Here is a 16,594-nt window from a genome sequence, read left to right on the forward strand (position 1 = left end):
GACGTGCAGAACCCGCCCCCTCGCCCTGGAGGGGCCGCAGAATGCCGGGCGGCGCAATCGCACTCCACCGGGGCACGATGACGGTCCGGGAGAGCAGGACTGCGCCACTCCGTGTGCTCGCGCCCTCCTCCGCCCGTCCCCGGCGGTCATGCTCCCGGCATGAGACACCCCGCACCCCTGCCGCCCGAGCTCCGTGGCATCGGCTTCTCACGTCGGGAGGCCCTCGCCCTGGGCGTCGCGGAGCACCGGCTCCGGGACGCCGACCTCACCAGTCCCGTCGGCAGGGGAGTGCGGGTCCCCGCCGGCTGTCCCGCTCCGCTGCTGGAAGCGGCACGGGCACTGACCCGCCGGTATCCGGGGACGGTGATCAGCCACCGCTCCGCGGCGCTGCTCCACCGGATGCGGGTTCCTGACCCCTGGCAGCGGTCCTCGCAGCTGTGGCTCACGCGCGCCGACGACTCGAGGGCCCTGAGGCGGCCCGGCGTCGTCTGCCGGAGGGGACGCCTCGGTCCGCACGAGGTGGTCCGCGTCCACGGGGTGGCCGTCACGTCACCGGTGCGCACGTTCCTTGACGTCTGCGCCGAGCTCACGGTGACGGAGGCAGTGGTGCTCGCCGACGGGCTGGTCGACGCCCACCGCCACGGGATCCGCCGGGCCGTGGCCGCGGTGTGCCGGCCGGACGAGCTCGAGACCGGGGTGCGGGCGCACGCCGGGCGGCGTGGCATCCGTACGGCCCGCGCCGCGGTCGAGCGGATGCGGGTGGGGTCGGACTCGCCCGGCGAGACACGGCTGCGGCTGCTGCTCGAGGACCACGGGATCCGGGGCCTGGTGCTCGACCATCCGCTGCTGGGGCCGGACGGGACGCTGCTGGCGCAGCCCGACCTCGCCCTGGAGAGCCACCGGCTGAGCCTGCAGTACGAGGGTGCCCACCACGACCGGGCGGAGCAGCGAGTGCTGGACATCAGGCGGTTGCGGGCCACGGAGTCGGCGGGGTGGCGGGAGCTCCGGATCTGCGCTCACGACCTGCACCGGCACACGACGACGACGCGGGGCCGGGTGCCGGTGGCGGTCGCCCTGGTGTGGGAGGCCATGGGGGTCGCGCACCGCCGGTGACGGGGCCGAGCCGGGGTGCGCGGGGCGAGGGGTCGCGACCGGCCGCCCGCCGCGCCGAGGGGGCTCGTCCGGACGGAATGTGACTGACTGACCGTGCGAACGAGACCCCTCGGCGTGAGGGTGGTGCTGAACGAGACTCCTCGAGCTGGCCTAGGCCGCCGCGTTGCGGACGGCCTGGGCGAGCACCTGCAGGCCGTCGCGCAGCAGCTCCTCACCGATGACGAGCGGGGGCAGCAGGCGCACGATGTTGCCGAAGGTCCCGCAGGTCAGGATGATGACGCCCTGCGCGAGGCACTCCGCGGCGATCGCCTTGGCGGCGTCGGCGTCGGGCTCCGTGCCGCCGGGCCGGACGAACTCCAGGGCCATCATGGCCCCGCGGCCGCGGATCTCGCCCACGGTGCCGGTCTCCTCGGCCACCGGGGCCAGCTCCTCGCGGATGATCTCCTCGATCCGGCGGGCGCGGGCCACGAGGTCCCACTCCTCGATGGTCTGTAGCGCGCCGAGGGCGGCGGCGCAGGCCACGGGGTTGCCGCCGTAGGTGCCGCCGAGGCCGCCCGCGTGGACGGAGTCCATGATCTCGGCGCGGCCGACCACGCCGGACAGCGGCATGCCGCCGGCCACGCCCTTGGCCACGGTGATCAGGTCGGGGACGACGCCCTCGTGGTCCACGGCGAACCACTCGCCGGTGCGCGCGATGCCGGACTGGACCTCGTCGACGACGAACACGGCGCCGTTGTCGGTGCACCACTCGGACAGCGCGGGCAGGAAGCCGTCGGCCGGCACGATGAACCCGCCCTCGCCCTGGATGGGCTCGATCACGACGGCGGCCACGTTCTCGGCGCCGACCTGCTTCTCCACCTGGAGCAGCGCGCGGCGGGCGGCCTCGGCGCCGGTCATGCCCTCCGGGTCCCGGAACGGGTAGGACACGGGCACGCGGTAGACCTCGCCGGCGAACGGGCCGAAGCCCTGCTTGTAGGGCATCACCTTGGCGGTCATCGCGAGGGTCATGTTCGTGCGCCCGTGGTAGGCGTGGTCGAACACGACCACGGCCTGGCGGCCGGTGTGCACGCGGGAGATCTTCACGGCGTTCTCGACGGCCTCGGAGCCCGAGTTGAACAGCGCCGCCTTCTTCTGGTGGTCGCCGGGGGAGAGCTCGGCGAGCTTCTCCGCGACGGCCACGTAGCCTTCGTACGGGGTGACCATGAAGCAGGTGTGGGTGAAGTGCGCCACGGCCTCCTGCACCTTGGCGACCACGGCGGGGGCGGAGGCGCCCACGCTGGTCACGGCGATGCCGGACCCGAGGTCGACGAGCTGGTTGCCGTCGACGTCGAGCACGATCCCGCCGTCCACGTCCGCGGCGTAGGCGGGCACGGAGGAGGCGACTCCGGAGGCGACGGCCGCGGCGCGCCGCTCGGACAGCTCGCGGGACTTGGGGCCCGGGAGGGCGCCGTCGAGGTGACGGACCTGCTCGAGACGGTACTGGATCTCGGTCACGACGAGATCTCCTTTCGGTGGGGACGGGACGGTGGGGACGGGACGGTGGGGACGGGACGGTGGGGACGGGACGGTGGGGACGGGACGGAACGGTCGGGGGCGCCGGGCGGGAGTGCCCCGGCACGGGACGGCGGCCGCCGCAGCTGCCTGCGACGACCGCCGTCCCGGTGCGGGAACGCGGGTCAGGACCTCAGGCGGGGGTGCCGGTGCCGGGGTTCGGGACGTTGGCCCAGGGGTTCTCCACGCCGATGTACTGGGTGGTGGTGTACTCGTGGAGGCCCTCGGCCCCGCCCTCGCGGCCCAGGCCGGACTGCTTGACGCCGCCGAACGGGGCGGCCGCGTTGGAGATCACCCCGACGTTGAGGCCCATGAGGCCGAACTCGATGCGGTCGCCGATGCGCAGGCCGCGGGAGATGTTCTCGGTGAACACGTAGGAGGCCAGGCCGTACTCGGTGGAGTTGGCCAGGGCCACGGCCTCGTCCTCGTCCTTGAAGGTGACGACCGGGGCCACGGGGCCGAAGATCTCCTCGGTCACCGCGCGGGCGTCGACGGGGACGTCGCGCAGCAGGGTGGGCTGGAAGAAGTAGCCGGGACCGTCCACGCGCGCCCCGCCGACGACGACCTTCGCCCCGCGCTCGACGGCGTCGGTGACGAACTCCTCGACGGAGTCGCGGGCCTTGGCCTCGACCATCGGGCCCACGCTCACGCCGTCGTCCACGCCGTTGCCCACGGTGAGCGCGGCCATCTTCGCGGCCATCTTCTCGACGAACTCGTCCACGACCGACTCGTGCACCAGCAGCCGGTTGGCGGCCGTGCAGGCCTCGCCCATGTTGCGCATCTTCGCGGCCATGGCGCCGGCCACGGCCTTGTCGATGTCGGCGTCCTCGAAGACGATCAGCGGCCCGTTGCCGCCGAGCTCCATGGAGGTGCGCAGCACGTTGTCGGTGGCCAGCTTCATCAGCTGCTTGCCCACCGGGGTGGAGCCGGTGAAGGAGACCTTCCGCAGCCTGGGGTCGGCCATGATCGGCTCGGACACGGCCGAGGCGGACTTGGAGGAGACCACGTTGAGCACCCCGGCCGGCAGGCCCGCGTCCAGCATGAGCTGGGCGAAGTACTGGGAGGTGAGCGGGGTCAGTCGGGCGGGCTTGAGCACCATGGTGCAGCCGGCGGCCACGGCCGGGGCGACCTTGCGGGTGGCCATCGCCAGGGGGAAGTTCCACGGGGTGATCAGCAGGCACGGGCCCACGGGCTTGTGCGTGACCAGCATGCGCAGGTTGCCCTCGGGGGTGTCGAGGTAGCGGCCGTAGTCGCGCACGGCCTCCTCGGCGAACCAGCGCAGGAACTCGCCACCGTACTTGACCTCACCGGCGGCCTCGGCCAGCGGCTTGCCCATCTCCAGGGTCATCAGCAGCGCGAGGTCCTCGGCGCGCTCCTGGACGAGGTCGAAGGCACGGCGCAGGATCTCCGAGCGCTCCCTGGCGGGGGTGCGTGCCCAGGACTCCTGGGCGTCGGCGGCGGCGTCCATCGCGGCCTGGGAGTCCTGGCGGGTGGCCGAGGCCATGGTCGCGATGACCTCGCCGTTGGCCGGGTTCTCCACCTCGAAGGTGGACCCGTCCGAGGCGTCGCGCCACTGGCCGTTGATCAGCAGCCCCGTGGGGGTCCTGCCCAGGACCTCGGTGATGCGGTCCGTCATGCCGGTGGCCGCGGGGGCCTTGTCCGTGGTGCTCATGTATCAGCCTCTCTTCTCGACGCGCGCCGGGCCACCGGGCACCGGTGGCGCTGCGCTGCGTCAGGGGGTTCGTCGGACGGGCGGGCGACAGCACTGGGCCCGCCCGTCCATCGTAGGACTCCGGACGGGCTCCCCCGCGGGGACGTCGTCACCGGGTGACGCCGAGCCGGGGCGGAGCCGGCGCCGAGGGGCCGCCACGGTCCCCCGACTGCTCCAGGCTAGCGCCGGGGCGACCCAGCAGGATGCTGAATCTTCGTGACGTCGTCGTGCACAGTGCACAGGGAAACGACGGCGGGCTACGGCGTCGACCGGTCGGGCCGGTCGGACAGCCGCAGGGCGATCCACAGCTCCGCGCGCAGCTGCGGGTCGTCCACGGACCGGCCGAGCGCCTCCTCGATTTCCTGCAGCCGCTGCTGCAGGGTGTTGCGGTGGATCCCCAGGGCCTCGGCCGTCCCGCTCCGGTTGCCGTTGTGGGCGAGGAACGTGCGCAGCAGGGACAGCCGCCCGGCCCCGTCGACGGGGCCCAGCAGCTGCCGCGCCCAGGCCCGGGCGGTCTCGGGCGGGAGGAGCCCGGCGACGCCGCCCGCCACGAGGTCGTCCCACGTGCCGACGCGCTGGCGGTCCGTGGTGCGCTCCAGCGCCTCGCGGGCCTCCCGGTCGCTCGCGTCCGTCTCGTGCACGGCCGCCGGGCCGCCGATCCCGGCCCGCAGCCCGGAGGCCTCGGCGGCGGCACGCACCTCGGCGAGCCGCTCCGGGAGGTCCTCCAGCAGCACCGCGACGGTCTGCTCGCCGCCGGGCTCCGTGGCCGGCGCCCCGACGAGCACCGGTCTCGCGCCGTGGGCGGCCTGCGCCTCGAGGCGCCGCACGCCGTCCCGCAGCTCCTCGGCGCCGCCGCGCAGGCGGGCCACCCGCACCCGGGGCGCCGTCGACCACGTCGTGTCGTCCGCCACCCCCAGCAGGGCGTCCGCCGAGCGCACCTCGCCGTTGAGCAGGAGGGCGAGGGCCCCCGCGCGGACCCGGCGGCGGAACAGCGCCTGCTCCGCCGCGCGCTCCGCGTGCAGCGAGAGCAGGGCCACGGCGGTGGCGATCACGCCGGTCCGGACGGGGTCGGCCGGGCCGGGCAGGACCACCACGAGGTAGCTCTGGGGGGCGCCGTCCACCCCGAGGGGGTGGGCGACCACCGCGCCGGCCGGGCCGGACTCGCTCAGGGACCCGCGCAGCCCGGCCGGCCGCAGCCGGTCGAGGAGCTCGGGGAGCGTCCGGCCCGCGGGCAGCTCGGGCAGCCCGGGGCCGGAGCGCTCCACGATCCGGGCGTCCGCCGCGCAGACGCCGGCCCACCCGCCGCCGAGCACCGACACCAGCGTGCGGACCACCCGGGCCGGGCCGTTCCTCCCCACCGCGGCCCGGGTCAGGCGCCGCTGCTCGGAGAGCATCGCCTCGAGGGCGGTGCGCGCCTCCGCCGCGCGCATCTCGGCCGCGGCGCGGATGATGCCCAGGAAGGGCGTGCGCTCGGGGACCCGGAACAGGGTCAGCCCGGCGTCCCGGCACGCCGCGGCGAGTGCGTCGGGCACGCGGAGGTAGGACAGCTGTCCGCCCACGCCCAGGCCCAGCGCCACCACGCCCCGGTCCGTGAGCCGGCGGACGTACTCCGTCCAGGAGTGCGCCCGGGCGGAGGTGTGGAGGCCCGTCAGGAGGAGGACCTCCCCGCCCTCGAGGTACGGGGTGGGGTCGGCGAGCTCGCTGGTCACCACCCAGCTCACCGGCAGGTCGGTGGCCGCCTCGACGACGGGCTCCAGCCCGAGCCCGGGCAGGCCGAGCACCTGGGCGACCGTGACCATGGGCAGTCCTCCTCTTCCGCAGTCCTCGCTGTCCTTCCCGGCGCGGCGGCCGTCTCAGCTCCGCTGCCTGCGGCGCTCGACCTCGGCGACGAGCCGGTGCTCGGCGTCGGCGCCCGGCCGGATCCCGGTGGGGATGCGCAGCAGGAACACGAGCCCGAGCAGCCACCACAGCCCGAAGATGGTCCAGGCGGGCGCGCTGAGGAAGGCGGGCATCCCGGGCAGGTACAGGCTGATCAGGGCGAGGCACAGCACGACCGAGAGCACGCCGATCGCCGTTCCGCCGTGGCCGTGGCCGCCGATCCGGAAGGGGCGTTCCATGCCGGGCTCGCTCCGGCGCAGGATCACGAAGACCACGGAGACCAGGGCGTAGGCGATCACGATGGACGGGGAGCCGGAGTCCACGAGCCAGCCCAGCATCTCGGCGCCGAAGAACGGGGCCACGAAGGAGAGGGCGCCCACGAAGAGCAGGGCGTTGGCCGGGGTGCCGTACTGCGGGTGGAGGCGGCCGAACCACTGCGGCACCATCCGGGAGTTGCCGAGCGCCCAGAGCAGGCGGGACGCCCCCATGAGGAGCGAGTTCCAGGACGTCAGGATGCCGGCGAGGCCGCCGGCGATGAGCAGGTTGGCCACGGCCGTGCTGGAGAACATGGCTCCCATGGCGTCCGCGACCGCGATGTCCGCGCCGGCGATGTCCGCGCCGGACATCGCCGAGGACGTGGTGAGCACGACCATGACGTACCAGGCGGCGGCGAGCAGGACGGAGACGATGATGGTCCCGCCCAGCTGCTTGGCCGGCAGGTGCATCTCCTCGGAGACCTGGGGGATGACGTCGAAGCCGACGAACAGGAACGGGACGGTGACGAGCACGAGGAAGAAGCCGGCCGTGCCGCTCGTGAAGAACGGCTCCATGGTGTCGACCGAGCCGCGGGTGAACGCCCCGAAGATCATCATGAGTCCCACGATCAGCAGGAAGAGGATCACGAAGATCTGCACCATGGAGGCGTGCTTCACGCCGCGGATGTTGATCGCGGTGATGATGACGGCGGTCAGCGACCCCACCAGCGCCCAGGTCAGGTTCACCTCGAAGCCGGCCACGGTCCACAGCGGGATCTGGCTCAGGCCCGGGAAGATGTACTGCAGGGTGCGGGGGACCGCCACGGCCTCGAAGGCCACGATGGTGATGTAGCCGCCGGTGATGGCCCAGGACCCGACGAAGGCCCACCGGGCGCCCATGCCGCGCAGGAGGTAGTTGTGCTCCCCGCCCGCGTACGGCATGGCGGCGACGAGCTCGCCGTAGACGAGTCCGACGACGGCCATGATGAGCCCGCCGGTGACGAGGGCCAGCACGGTGCCCATGGTCCCGGCCTCGGCCAGCCAGTCGCCGGTGAGGATGACCCAGCCGAAGCCGATCATCGCGCCGAAGCCGAGGGCGATCGCGTCGAGGCGGCCGAGGACCTTCTTGAAGCCGTGGTCCTCGCGGTCCGGGGCGTCGGGCCCCGCGCTGCGGGGTTCGCTGGTGCTCATGGGAGTTCTTCCTTCTGTCGAGGACACCCGGACGAGGTGCCTGGTCGGACCCGCCGCACGGCACTCCCGGCGGCGAGGGCACAATTTATACAGGGATTGTTTCGTCCCTGTGTGCCGCCTGGAAGCCCCCGGCCGCCCGCAGCTCGCTCGGCACCGTATCTTTGCGAAAGAGAATATGTTCGCCGCTTCCCTGAGGATGCCATGACCCAGCGCCGGGCCGCCCTGTTCATCGATTTCGACAACTTCTTCGGCGGTCTGCTCGGCAGTGATCCGACGGCGGCCATGGCGCTGGCCGAGCGGCCGTCCGTGTGGATCCACCGGCTGGCCGCGGCGAGCGGCGGGGAGGGCGCCGACAGTACCCGGCGCTGGCTGGTGCTGCGGTGCTACATGAACCCGTCCGGGAGCGTCGCGCATCCGCTGAACCCGGGGCAGAGGCTGTACCTCTCGACGTTCCGCCCCTTCTTCACGCAGGCCGGCGTCGAGGTCGTCGACTGCCCCAGTCTCACCCGGGGCGCGAAGAACGGGGCGGACATCCGGATCGTGATCGACGTGATGACCGCATTGCAGCACCACGCCCACTACGACGAGTTCGTCCTGGCCTCGAGCGACGCCGATTTTACGCCGCTGCTCCAGGTCCTCAGGGCCCAGGACCGCAGGACCTGCATCATTGCGACCGGGGCCACGGCGGTGGCCTACGAGGCGCTCGCGGACCAGTACCTCGACGAGCAGGACCTCTTCGACCTCATGGCGCCTGCGCCGGCGGAGGAGCCCGTGCCCGGCTCCGGGGACCGGGTGCCGGCTCCCGGAGGGTGCTTCTCCCCGGGCGCCGCGCCGATCGCGGGCCCCTCGGAGGACCCGGGGGCGTGGCACGAGTTCTGCGCGGTCGTGCGCAGTGACTACGAGTCCTCCGAGGGGCCCGTCAGCCTCTCCCGCCTGGCAGGTCGGATCCACGCGGACATGGGAGAGGTCGTCACCCGCACCCGGTGGTTCGGCAGCGGCTCCTTCCGCCGGGCCGTGGAGCTGGTCGACCTGCCGGAGGTCGAGTTCTCGAACCTGCACTTCTGGCACCGCACGAGGCACCGGGCGCCGGGGCCGGCACCCGCGGCGCCGCCGGCTCCTGTCCGGCCGCCGCTGCCGGCGGCCGTCACCCGCTTCTGCGACGTCGCGAAGATGCCGCGGCTCTGCCGGGCGGTGCTCGCCAGCGTGCTGGAGCATGCGGTGCTGGCGGGCTTCCATCCCTCCGCGGCGGAGCGGCAGGAGCTGGCCGCCTGGCTCGGGGCGGGCGCACCGGCACCCGTGCCCGCGGACTAGGCTGGTCCGGGACAGCCCGTTCCCGACGAGAGGACCCGGACCATGGACAACCTGGACAGCCTGCCGAGCGCCTCGGTGGAGGAGATCCCCGAGGGCGCACGCGTCCTGGACGTGCGCGAGGACGAGGAGTGGGAGGCCGGGCACATCGCCGGTGCCCAGCACATCCCGCTCCGGCAGCTCCCGGAGCGCTACGGCGAGGTGCCGGTGGACGAGGACGTGTACGTGATCTGCCGCTCCGGCGGCCGGTCCCTCAAGGCCACGGCGTACCTCCAGCAGTACGGCTTCGACCCCATCAACGTCCTGGGCGGCATGGGGGCGTGGATGGACGCCGAGAAGCCCATGGTGTCCGAGACGGGCGAGACCCCGAACGTCCGTTGAGGTACGCCTACCTGGGCCCCGCCGGCACCTTCACCGAGGCCGCGCTGCTGAGCGTGGCGGGCGCCCGTGAGGCGGAGCGCCTCCCCGTGTCCTCCGTGCCCGTGGCGCTCGCGGCCGTCCGCTCCGGCGAGGTCGACGCCGCCATGGTGCCCATCGAGAACTCCGTGGAGGGCGGCGTGACCGCGACCCTCGACGCGGTGGCCACCGGCAGCGAGCTGCGCATCGTCCGTGAGGCGCTGGTGCCCATCAGCTTCGTCCTCGTGGCCCCGCCGGGCACGGCGCTCGCCGACGTCCGCTCGGTCTCCACGCACTCCCACGCCTGGGCCCAGGTGCGGGGCTGGATGGACGAGCGGCTGCCGGGCGTGGACTACGTCCCGGCGTCCTCCACGGCCGCCGCGGCGCTCGCGCTGCTCCCCGGCGGGGCGGGGCGCGAGGGGCCGGCGTCCCGGGCGGGCTTCGACGCCGCGGTCTGCTCGCCCGTGGTCGTCGAGCAGCACCCCGAGCTCGAGGTGCTGGCGCAGGACATCGGGGACAACAGGGCCGCCGTCACCCGGTTCGTGCTCGTGGCCCGGCCCGGGGTGCCCCTGCCGCCGCGCACGGGCGCGGACCGCACCACGCTCGTCATTCCCCTGTGGGAGGACCGCGCCGGGGCCCTCATGGAGATCCTCGAGCAGTTCGCGACCCGGGGGGTCAACCTCTCGCGGATCGAGTCGCGGCCCACGGGCAACTTCCTCGGGGAGTACTTCTTCAGCGTGGACGTCGACGGTCACATCCTCGACGCCCGGGTGGCGGACGCCGTCGAGGGTTTGCGCCGCGTCTGTCCCAGCACGCGCTTCCTCGGCTCCTATCCGCGGGCCGACCACAAGGTGGCGACCGTGGCCCCGCACCACTCCGACGACGCCTTCCGCGAGGCGGCCGCCTGGGTCGCCGCCCTCCAGGACCGCGACCGCCGGACCCCGGAGAACCCGCCCGTGCAGGGCGCACCGGGCGGCGCGTAACGCGAGGACGCGCACCGCACCCCCGCTTGTTAGCAATTGCGAATACATGCACCATGGGGAGTGCGGGCGCGTCCGTGCCCGCGATCTTCAGCCGGTGTCGATCGACCCCCCGGGTCGGGACCGAGCCCGACCGGAGGTGCCACCATGCCTGCTCCCGCCGTCCGCCGCCTCGCCCTCGCCGCCGCCCCGGCCCTCCTGGCCTGCGCGCTCGCCGCTCCGCCGGCCGCGGCGGCCGCGCCGCCCGAGCCGAGTCAGGTGGTCCGCGTCGAGATCGGCCCGAGCCCCGTCGTCGGGGACCCCCGGACCGCCGACGCCCTCGACCTCGTGCCGGCCTCCCGGGTCGTCCCGGAGCCGGTCGCCTCGGTCACGGACCGCGGGCAGGGCCCGCTCGTGGCCGTGGGACTGGCCGTGCTCGCCCTCGTGGCCGCGTTCGTGGCGGGCCTGAGCCGCCGGCCCGATCCCGCCGACTGACCCGCGGGGCCCGGGCGCCCGTGCGGGTCAGTCGCCCTGGGAGGGCGGAACCCGCACGGAGAGCGCGCCCGGGAGGATCTCGGACTCGAACCCGTTGATCAGCCCGGTGCCGTCCCCGTCCATCTGGGACTCGATGGGCTCGTGGAACTCCACGCGCACCTTCTTCGCGGCGAAGAACTCGATCACGGGCAGGTCGCGCCGCTGCCGGAACACGACCTTGGCGGCCATCAGCGCCCACTCCAGCGTGCTGCGCGGGGACATCACCACGAGGTCCAGCAGGCCGTCGTTGATCTTGGCCTGCGGCACCAGGATCAGGCCCGCGGTGAGGATCCCGCAGTTGGCGGCCATCACGGAGCGGACGCGGCGGCTCTGCCACTCGCCGTCGTCGATCCGGAAGCGGGCCCACCGCGGGGGCGCGATCAGGTGCCGGACCCCGGCCTCCCCGTAGGCCGCCCAGCCGACCAGCTTCTTCAGCTCGTCCCGGGTGTCCGTCATGATCTGGGCGTCGAAGCCCGCCCCGCCCATGACGCAGAACGCGTGGTCCCCCACGGTCCCGTCCTCGAGCTCCACGCGGAACGTGGCCATGTCGATGGCCCGCTCCGCGCCGAAGAGCGCGATGTCCACGTTGCGGTGGGGATCGCCCAGGTCGGCGCCCAGGTTGCGGGCCAGGAGGTTGCCGGTGCCCAGCGGGATGAGGCCCAGCGGGGTGTCGTGGCCGACCAGCGCCTCCGCCACGGCCCGGACGGTGCCGTCGCCGCCGGCGGCGATGACGAGGTCGGCGCCCTGCTCGAGCGCCTCGCGGGTCATCGAGGAGCCCGGGTCGTCCTCCGCGGTCTCGTAGAACACGGGGTCGGGGAACCCGCCCTTGCGGCACCCGATGATCACGGCGTCGCGGGCGACGTCCGCGTCGGCCTTGATGGGGTTGATGACGACGGCGACCCGTTTGGGGGCCACGGGAGTGGCGGTCACGGAAGGACTCCTCGGTTCTGCGGCGCCGGGGACCGGTGGCGCCGTGCGGTGGGGCGGTGGCGCCGCGGCACGGCGCCGCGGGCCCGCGGCGCCGGGCGGATCGCGACGGGCCTCCACCCTAACCCCCGTCGCGTCCGGAGGACTTGGGTACCCTGTCAGGGTGATCGACATCAACCAGCTCCGTGAGAACCCCGACGTCTTCCGCGCCTCGCAGCGTGCCCGCGGGGCGGACGACACCCTGATCGACCGGATCCTGGAGGCGGACGTCGAGCGCCGCCGGCTGATCACCGAGTACGAGTCCCTGCGGGCCGAGCAGAACGCCTTCGGCAAGCAGGTGGCCCGGGCCCAGGGCGAGCAGAAGCAGGCGCTGCTCGCCGAGGTCAAGGAGCTGGCCGCCCGGGTCAAGGAGGCGCAGGCGGCCGCGGAGGCCGCCCGTGCCGGTCAGGACGAGCTCGTCGCGGTCGTCGACAACCTCGTCCTCGACGGCGTCCCCACGGGCGGGGAGGACGACTTCGTCCTGCTCCGGACCGTCGGGGAGCCCCGCGACTTCGCCGCGGAGGGCGTCGAGCCCAGGGACCACCTGGAGATCGGCGAGCTCGTGGACGGCATCGACATGGAGCGGGGGTCCAAGGTCTCCGGCGCCCGGTTCTACTTCCTCAAGCGCGACGTCGCCCGGCTCGAGACCGCCCTGCTGCTCATGGGCCAGGACCAGGCGCTGGACAACGGCTTCGTCCCCATGACCACCCCGAACCTCGTGCGCCCCGAGATCATGAGCGGCACGGGCTTCGACGTCGCCCACTCCGACGAGATCTACCACGTGGGCAAGGACGAGCTGTACCTCGTGGGCACCTCCGAGGTCCCCCTGGCGGGCTACCACGCCGACGAGATCCTCGACCTCTCCGACGGCCCGCTGCGCTACGCCGGCTGGTCCTCCTGCTACCGCCGCGAGGCCGGCTCCGGGGGCAGGGACACCCGGGGCATCATCCGCGTGCACCAGTTCAACAAGCTCGAGATGTTCGTCTACTGCTCCCCGGAGGACGCGGAGGCGGAGCACGCGCGGCTGCTCGCGTGGGAGGAGGAGATGCTCGCCAAGTGCGAGCTCGCCTACCGGGTGATCGACACCGCCGCCGGGGACCTCGGCACCTCCGCGGCCCGCAAGTTCGACTGCGAGGCCTGGGTCCCCACCCAGGGCAAGTACCGGGAACTGACCTCCACGTCGAACTGCACCACCTACCAGGCGCGGCGGCTCAACATCCGGGAGCGGCTGCCCGAGACCACGGACGCCGCCGGCAAGGTCCGCAAGGGCGGCACCCGCACGGTGGCCACCCTCAACGGGACGCTGGCGACCACCCGCTGGCTGGCCGCCATCCTCGAGACCCACCAGCAGGCCGACGGGTCGGTGCGCGTCCCCGAGGCGCTGCGGCCCTACCTGCGCGGCCAGGAGACCATCCCCGTCCGGCGCTGAGCCGCCGGGAGGCGTTCGGCTCCCGTTCATCTCACATCGACATCTCGGCCATCCTGTCGGTGTGATGTGGCACCATGTCCCGCATGACAAAAGAAAAGACCGCTGGCACCGAGGACCAGCACGAACTCGTCGGCATCAACTCCACCGTCCCGCTGAAGGTCGAGCACTCGGAAGACCTCAGCGACACGGCCGGCGGCACCACCGCGCCCGCGCGCTCCGCCGCCGACGTCCGGATCCCCCTCAAGGTCCAGCCTCCCCGCTCGAACGGGTGGAAGAAGGAGGCGGGCGTCCAGTACCTGGTGGCCCTCGACGTCGACGGCACGCTCGTCGACCACGACGGCCACATGTCCCGGCCGGTGCGCGAGGCGGCCCAGGCCGTGCTGGCGGCCGGCCACCACGTGGTCATCTCCACCGGCCGCTCCAAGGGGGCGACCCTGCCCGTGGTGGAGCTCATCGGCCAGGAGCGCGGCTACGCCGTGTGCTCCAACGGCGGTATGACGCTCGAGCTGGACCCGGAGCTGCCGGCGTACCACCGGGTGCTCGAGTGCGTCTCCTTCGACCCCGGCCAGGCCCTCGAGGCCCTCGAGCAGCGCCTGCCCACCGCGAAGTTCGCCCTCGAGACCGAGGACGGGTCCTTCTACTCCACGGAGCGCTTCCAGGACGCGTCCTTCGGCATCGAGGCGATCGGCGTGGACCTGCACCAGCTGGCGCGGATGAAGGCCGTGCGCATGGTGGTGTACAGCACGGAGCACACCCCGGAGGAGTTCGCCCGGGCGATCGACGAGGCCGGGCTGCACGGCGTCACGTACTCCGTGGGCTGGAGCGCCTGGCTCGACATCGCCGCCAACGGCGTCTCCAAGGCCAGCGCCCTGGAGCAGATCCGCCGCCGGCTCGGCGTGGACCCGTCCCACACGGTCGCCGTCGGCGACGGCCGCAACGACATCGAGATGCTCGACTGGGCCGCCCGCGGCGTGGCCATGGGCCAGTCCCCGGACGAGGTCGCGGCCGCGTGCCACGAGGTGACGCACACGGTCTACGAGGACGGCGTCGCCCGGATCCTGCGCTCCCTGCTCTGAGCCCGGCGGCTCAGAGCCCGTACTCCTCGAGCAGCCGCAGCCAGACCTCGCTGATGGTGGGGAAGACGGGCACCGCGTGCCAGAGCCGCTCCAGCGGCACCTCGCCGACCACGGCGACGGTCGCCGCGTGCAGCAGCTCCGTCACGTCCGGGCCGGCGAAGGTCGCGCCCACGAGGGTCCGGCGCCGCCGGTCGACCACGAGCTGGGCCCAGCCCCGGTAGTCGTCGCGGTGCAGGAGCGCCCCGGCCACGTCGATGGCGTGCTCCACGACGTCCACCTCGAGGCCGTCCGTGCGGGCCTGCTCGGCGGAGCGGCCCACGGAGGCCACCGCGGGGTCGGTGAAGACCACCTGCGGGACGGCGCACCCGTCGGCCGTGGACGCGTACGGGGACCACGGGGGCGCGGACGCCCCCAGCCGGCCGGCCGCGCGCGCCACGACCGCGTCCGCGACGGCGCGCGCCTGGTACTTCCCCTGGTGGGTCAGCAGGGGCCCGCCTGCCGCGTCCCCGGCGGCGTAGAGCCAGCCGCCCTCCGCACCCGCCACGAGGCCCGAGCCGTCGACCCGCAGCGCGGAGGGGTCCAGGCCGAGCTCCTCGAGGCCCAGGTCCGCGAGCGCGGGCCGCCGCCCCGTGCTCACCAGCAGCTGCTCCGCGGACACGGTCCCGCCGCCCTCGAGGTCGAGCTCGACACCGCCGCCGGCGGACCGGACCCGCTCCGTGGCCCGCCCCTCGACGACCGTGACGCCCTCGGCGTCGAGGGCCTCGGCGACCAGCCGCGCGGCGGTGGACGGGAAGGCGCTCAGCAGCCGGCTGCGGGCGACCACCGTGACCCGGGAGCCCAGGCGGGCGAAGGCCTGCGCGAGCTCCGTGCCGGCCACGCCCCCGCCGAGCACCGCCAGGGACCCGGGGACCTCCTGGGCGGCGGTGGCGTCGCGCGTGCCCCAGAACGGCACGTCCCCGAGACCCGGGACCGGGGGCACGACCGGCCGCGAGCCCGTGGCCAGCACCACGGCGTGCCGGGCCTCGAGCACCCGGACGCCGCCGTCCTCGCCCGTGACCCGGACCCGCCGGGGCCCGGCCAGCGCGCCCCGGCCCCGGACCAGGTCCACGCCGGCCCCGGCCAGCCACTCCGCCTGGCCGGTGTCGTCCCAGTGCGCCGCGAACCCGTCCCGGCGGCGCAGCACCGCCGCCGCGTCCGGCGGGCCGGTGACGGCCTCGGCCGCCCCGGCCACTCCGCGGGCGGCCTCGAGGGCCGCGCCCGGGCGCAGCAGCGCCTTCGAGGGCGTGCACGCCCAGTAGGAGCACTCCCCGCCCACGAGCTCCGCCTCGACGAGCGCGGCGCTCAGCCCGCCCCGCACCACGCGGTCGGCCGCGTTCTCGCCGACCGGACCACCGCCGATCACCACCACGTCGTACCTGTCCCGGGGCTCTGTCATGCCCCGAGTCTGCCAACGGGCGCGCCGCCCGACAACAGCCCCGGCGGCGCTCGGGCAGGTGTGATCCGGGCCATTTCCATGAGAACGGAGTGCTAGCCTTCTTGCCAGGCCGGGTGACCACGTCATCGACGACGACCGAAGGGTGTGCCGTGATCGAGTACGTCTCCGACCGGTGGGAACAGATCCTCTTCGCCAGCTGGCAGCACTTCTCCCTGGTGGTCCAGTGCCTGGTCCTGGCCACGGTCCTGGCGGTGGCCCTCGCGGCGCTGTGCTACCGCTCGCCCCGGCTCACGACCGTGGCCAACAACGTCTCGGCCGTGGGGCTGACCATCCCGTCCTTCGCGCTCATCGGCCTGCTGATCGCCCCGCTGGGGTTCGGGGTGGCCCCCGCCGTCGTCGTCGTCACCTTCTTCGCCGTCCTCCCCGTCCTGCGCAACGCGCTCGTGGGGCTGGCCGGGGTCCCGCAGGCCACCGTTGAGGCGGCGCGCGGGCTCGGCATGAGCAGGGCGGCGACCTTCCTGCGCGTGGAGCTGCCGATGGCGTGGCCGGTCATCCAGGCCGGCATGCGGGTCTCGGCGCAGATGGTGATGGGCGTGGCCGCCATCGCCGCCTACGTGCTCGGCCCCGGCCTGGGCGGCTTCATCTTCTCGGGCCTGTCGCGGCTCGGGGGCGCCAACTCCTTCGCGTCGGTCGTCACCGGCGTCGTGGCCGTCATCGTCGTCGCACTCATCCTGGACGGGCTGCTCGTGCTGCTCGGCCGGCTCACCACATCGCGAGGTATCCGTGTCTGACT

The 16,594-nt window shown here is 73.9% G+C and carries 14 protein-coding genes; 8 read left to right on the forward strand and 6 right to left on the reverse strand.

The genetic code is table 11. The annotated features are described in order from the left end of the window. Positions 1-159: 159 nt before the first annotated feature. Positions 160-1,113, forward strand: coding sequence for a hypothetical protein (locus RF640_RS10215; RefSeq protein WP_126346522.1), 954 nt, complete (start codon positions 160-162; stop codon positions 1,111-1,113). A 150-nt stretch (positions 1,114-1,263) separates the two neighbouring features. On the opposite strand, the gene gabT is transcribed toward RF640_RS10215, so the two are convergent. The 4 genes from gabT to RF640_RS10235 all read right to left on the reverse strand — a co-directional run bounded on the left by gabT (position 1,264) and on the right by RF640_RS10235 (position 7,698). Continuing rightward, entirely contained in the window at positions 1,264-2,607 is a 1,344-nt protein-coding gene (gene gabT / locus RF640_RS10220) for a 4-aminobutyrate--2-oxoglutarate transaminase (protein ID WP_229588186.1), read from the reverse strand. 190 nt (positions 2,608-2,797) lie between these two features. Further along, positions 2,798-4,300 (reverse strand): NAD-dependent succinate-semialdehyde dehydrogenase, encoded by a 1,503-nt coding sequence (locus tag RF640_RS10225; RefSeq protein ID WP_368827804.1) that lies wholly within the window; start codon positions 4,298-4,300, stop codon positions 2,798-2,800. Positions 4,301-4,632: 332 nt separating this feature from the next. Continuing rightward, positions 4,633-6,174, reverse strand: coding sequence for a PucR family transcriptional regulator (locus tag RF640_RS10230; protein ID WP_272027104.1), 1,542 nt, complete (start codon positions 6,172-6,174; stop codon positions 4,633-4,635). Positions 6,175-6,228: 54 nt separating this feature from the next. Continuing rightward, positions 6,229-7,698 (reverse strand): APC family permease, encoded by a 1,470-nt coding sequence (locus RF640_RS10235; RefSeq protein WP_109222230.1) that lies wholly within the window; start codon positions 7,696-7,698, stop codon positions 6,229-6,231. 201 nt (positions 7,699-7,899) lie between these two features. On the opposite strand from RF640_RS10235, the gene RF640_RS10240 reads away from it, so the two are divergent. The 4 genes from RF640_RS10240 (at position 7,900) to RF640_RS10255 (ending at position 10,856) form a co-directional block, all read left to right on the forward strand. Beyond that, entirely contained in the window at positions 7,900-9,009 is a 1,110-nt protein-coding gene (locus RF640_RS10240; protein ID WP_109222229.1) for an NYN domain-containing protein, read from the forward strand. Positions 9,010-9,051: 42 nt separating this feature from the next. Beyond that, complete coding sequence (locus RF640_RS10245; RefSeq protein WP_017832057.1) at positions 9,052-9,387, forward strand: rhodanese-like domain-containing protein; 336 nt, start codon at positions 9,052-9,054, stop codon at positions 9,385-9,387. Further along, the gene (gene pheA, locus RF640_RS10250) at positions 9,384-10,385 is read left to right on the forward strand and encodes a prephenate dehydratase (RefSeq protein WP_167508912.1); all 1,002 of its coding nucleotides are present in this window, start codon (positions 9,384-9,386) and stop codon (positions 10,383-10,385) included. Before RF640_RS10245 ends, pheA begins: the two co-directional genes overlap by 4 nt. A 144-nt stretch (positions 10,386-10,529) precedes the next feature. Then, positions 10,530-10,856 carry a hypothetical protein gene (locus RF640_RS10255; RefSeq protein WP_017832055.1) on the forward strand — a complete coding sequence of 109 codons (327 nt, stop codon included), beginning with the start codon at positions 10,530-10,532 and terminating at the stop codon, positions 10,854-10,856. A 27-nt stretch (positions 10,857-10,883) separates the two neighbouring features. On the opposite strand, the gene RF640_RS10260 is transcribed toward RF640_RS10255, so the two are convergent. Next, on the reverse strand, positions 10,884-11,825 hold the full coding sequence (locus RF640_RS10260) for a diacylglycerol kinase family protein (protein ID WP_035925994.1): 942 nt from the start codon (positions 11,823-11,825) through the stop codon (positions 10,884-10,886). Between the two features lie 160 nt (positions 11,826-11,985). On the opposite strand from RF640_RS10260, the gene serS reads away from it, so the two are divergent. Both serS and RF640_RS10270 read left to right on the forward strand, forming a co-directional pair. Then, the gene (gene serS / locus RF640_RS10265; protein WP_017832053.1) at positions 11,986-13,290 is read left to right on the forward strand and encodes a serine--tRNA ligase; all 1,305 of its coding nucleotides are present in this window, start codon (positions 11,986-11,988) and stop codon (positions 13,288-13,290) included. A gap of 83 nt (positions 13,291-13,373) precedes the next feature. After that, positions 13,374-14,366: an HAD family hydrolase gene (locus RF640_RS10270; RefSeq protein WP_109222302.1), complete on the forward strand. Its 993-nt coding sequence runs from the start codon at positions 13,374-13,376 to the stop codon at positions 14,364-14,366. A gap of 10 nt (positions 14,367-14,376) precedes the next feature. Here the strand turns inward: RF640_RS10270 and RF640_RS10275 are convergent, their stop codons facing one another. After that, positions 14,377-15,801 carry an NAD(P)/FAD-dependent oxidoreductase gene (locus RF640_RS10275; protein ID WP_368827731.1) on the reverse strand — a complete coding sequence of 475 codons (1,425 nt, stop codon included), beginning with the start codon at positions 15,799-15,801 and terminating at the stop codon, positions 14,377-14,379. Positions 15,802-15,950: 149 nt separating this feature from the next. Between RF640_RS10275 and RF640_RS10280 the strand changes: the two genes are divergently transcribed. Then, complete coding sequence (locus RF640_RS10280) at positions 15,951-16,592, forward strand: ABC transporter permease (RefSeq protein ID WP_017832050.1); 642 nt, start codon at positions 15,951-15,953, stop codon at positions 16,590-16,592. Positions 16,593-16,594: the final 2 nt, after the last annotated feature.

This window comes from Kocuria sp. CPCC 205231 (assembly GCF_040980965.1).
In the GTDB taxonomy this organism is placed as follows: Bacteria; Actinomycetota; Actinomycetes; order Actinomycetales; family Micrococcaceae; genus Kocuria; species Kocuria rosea.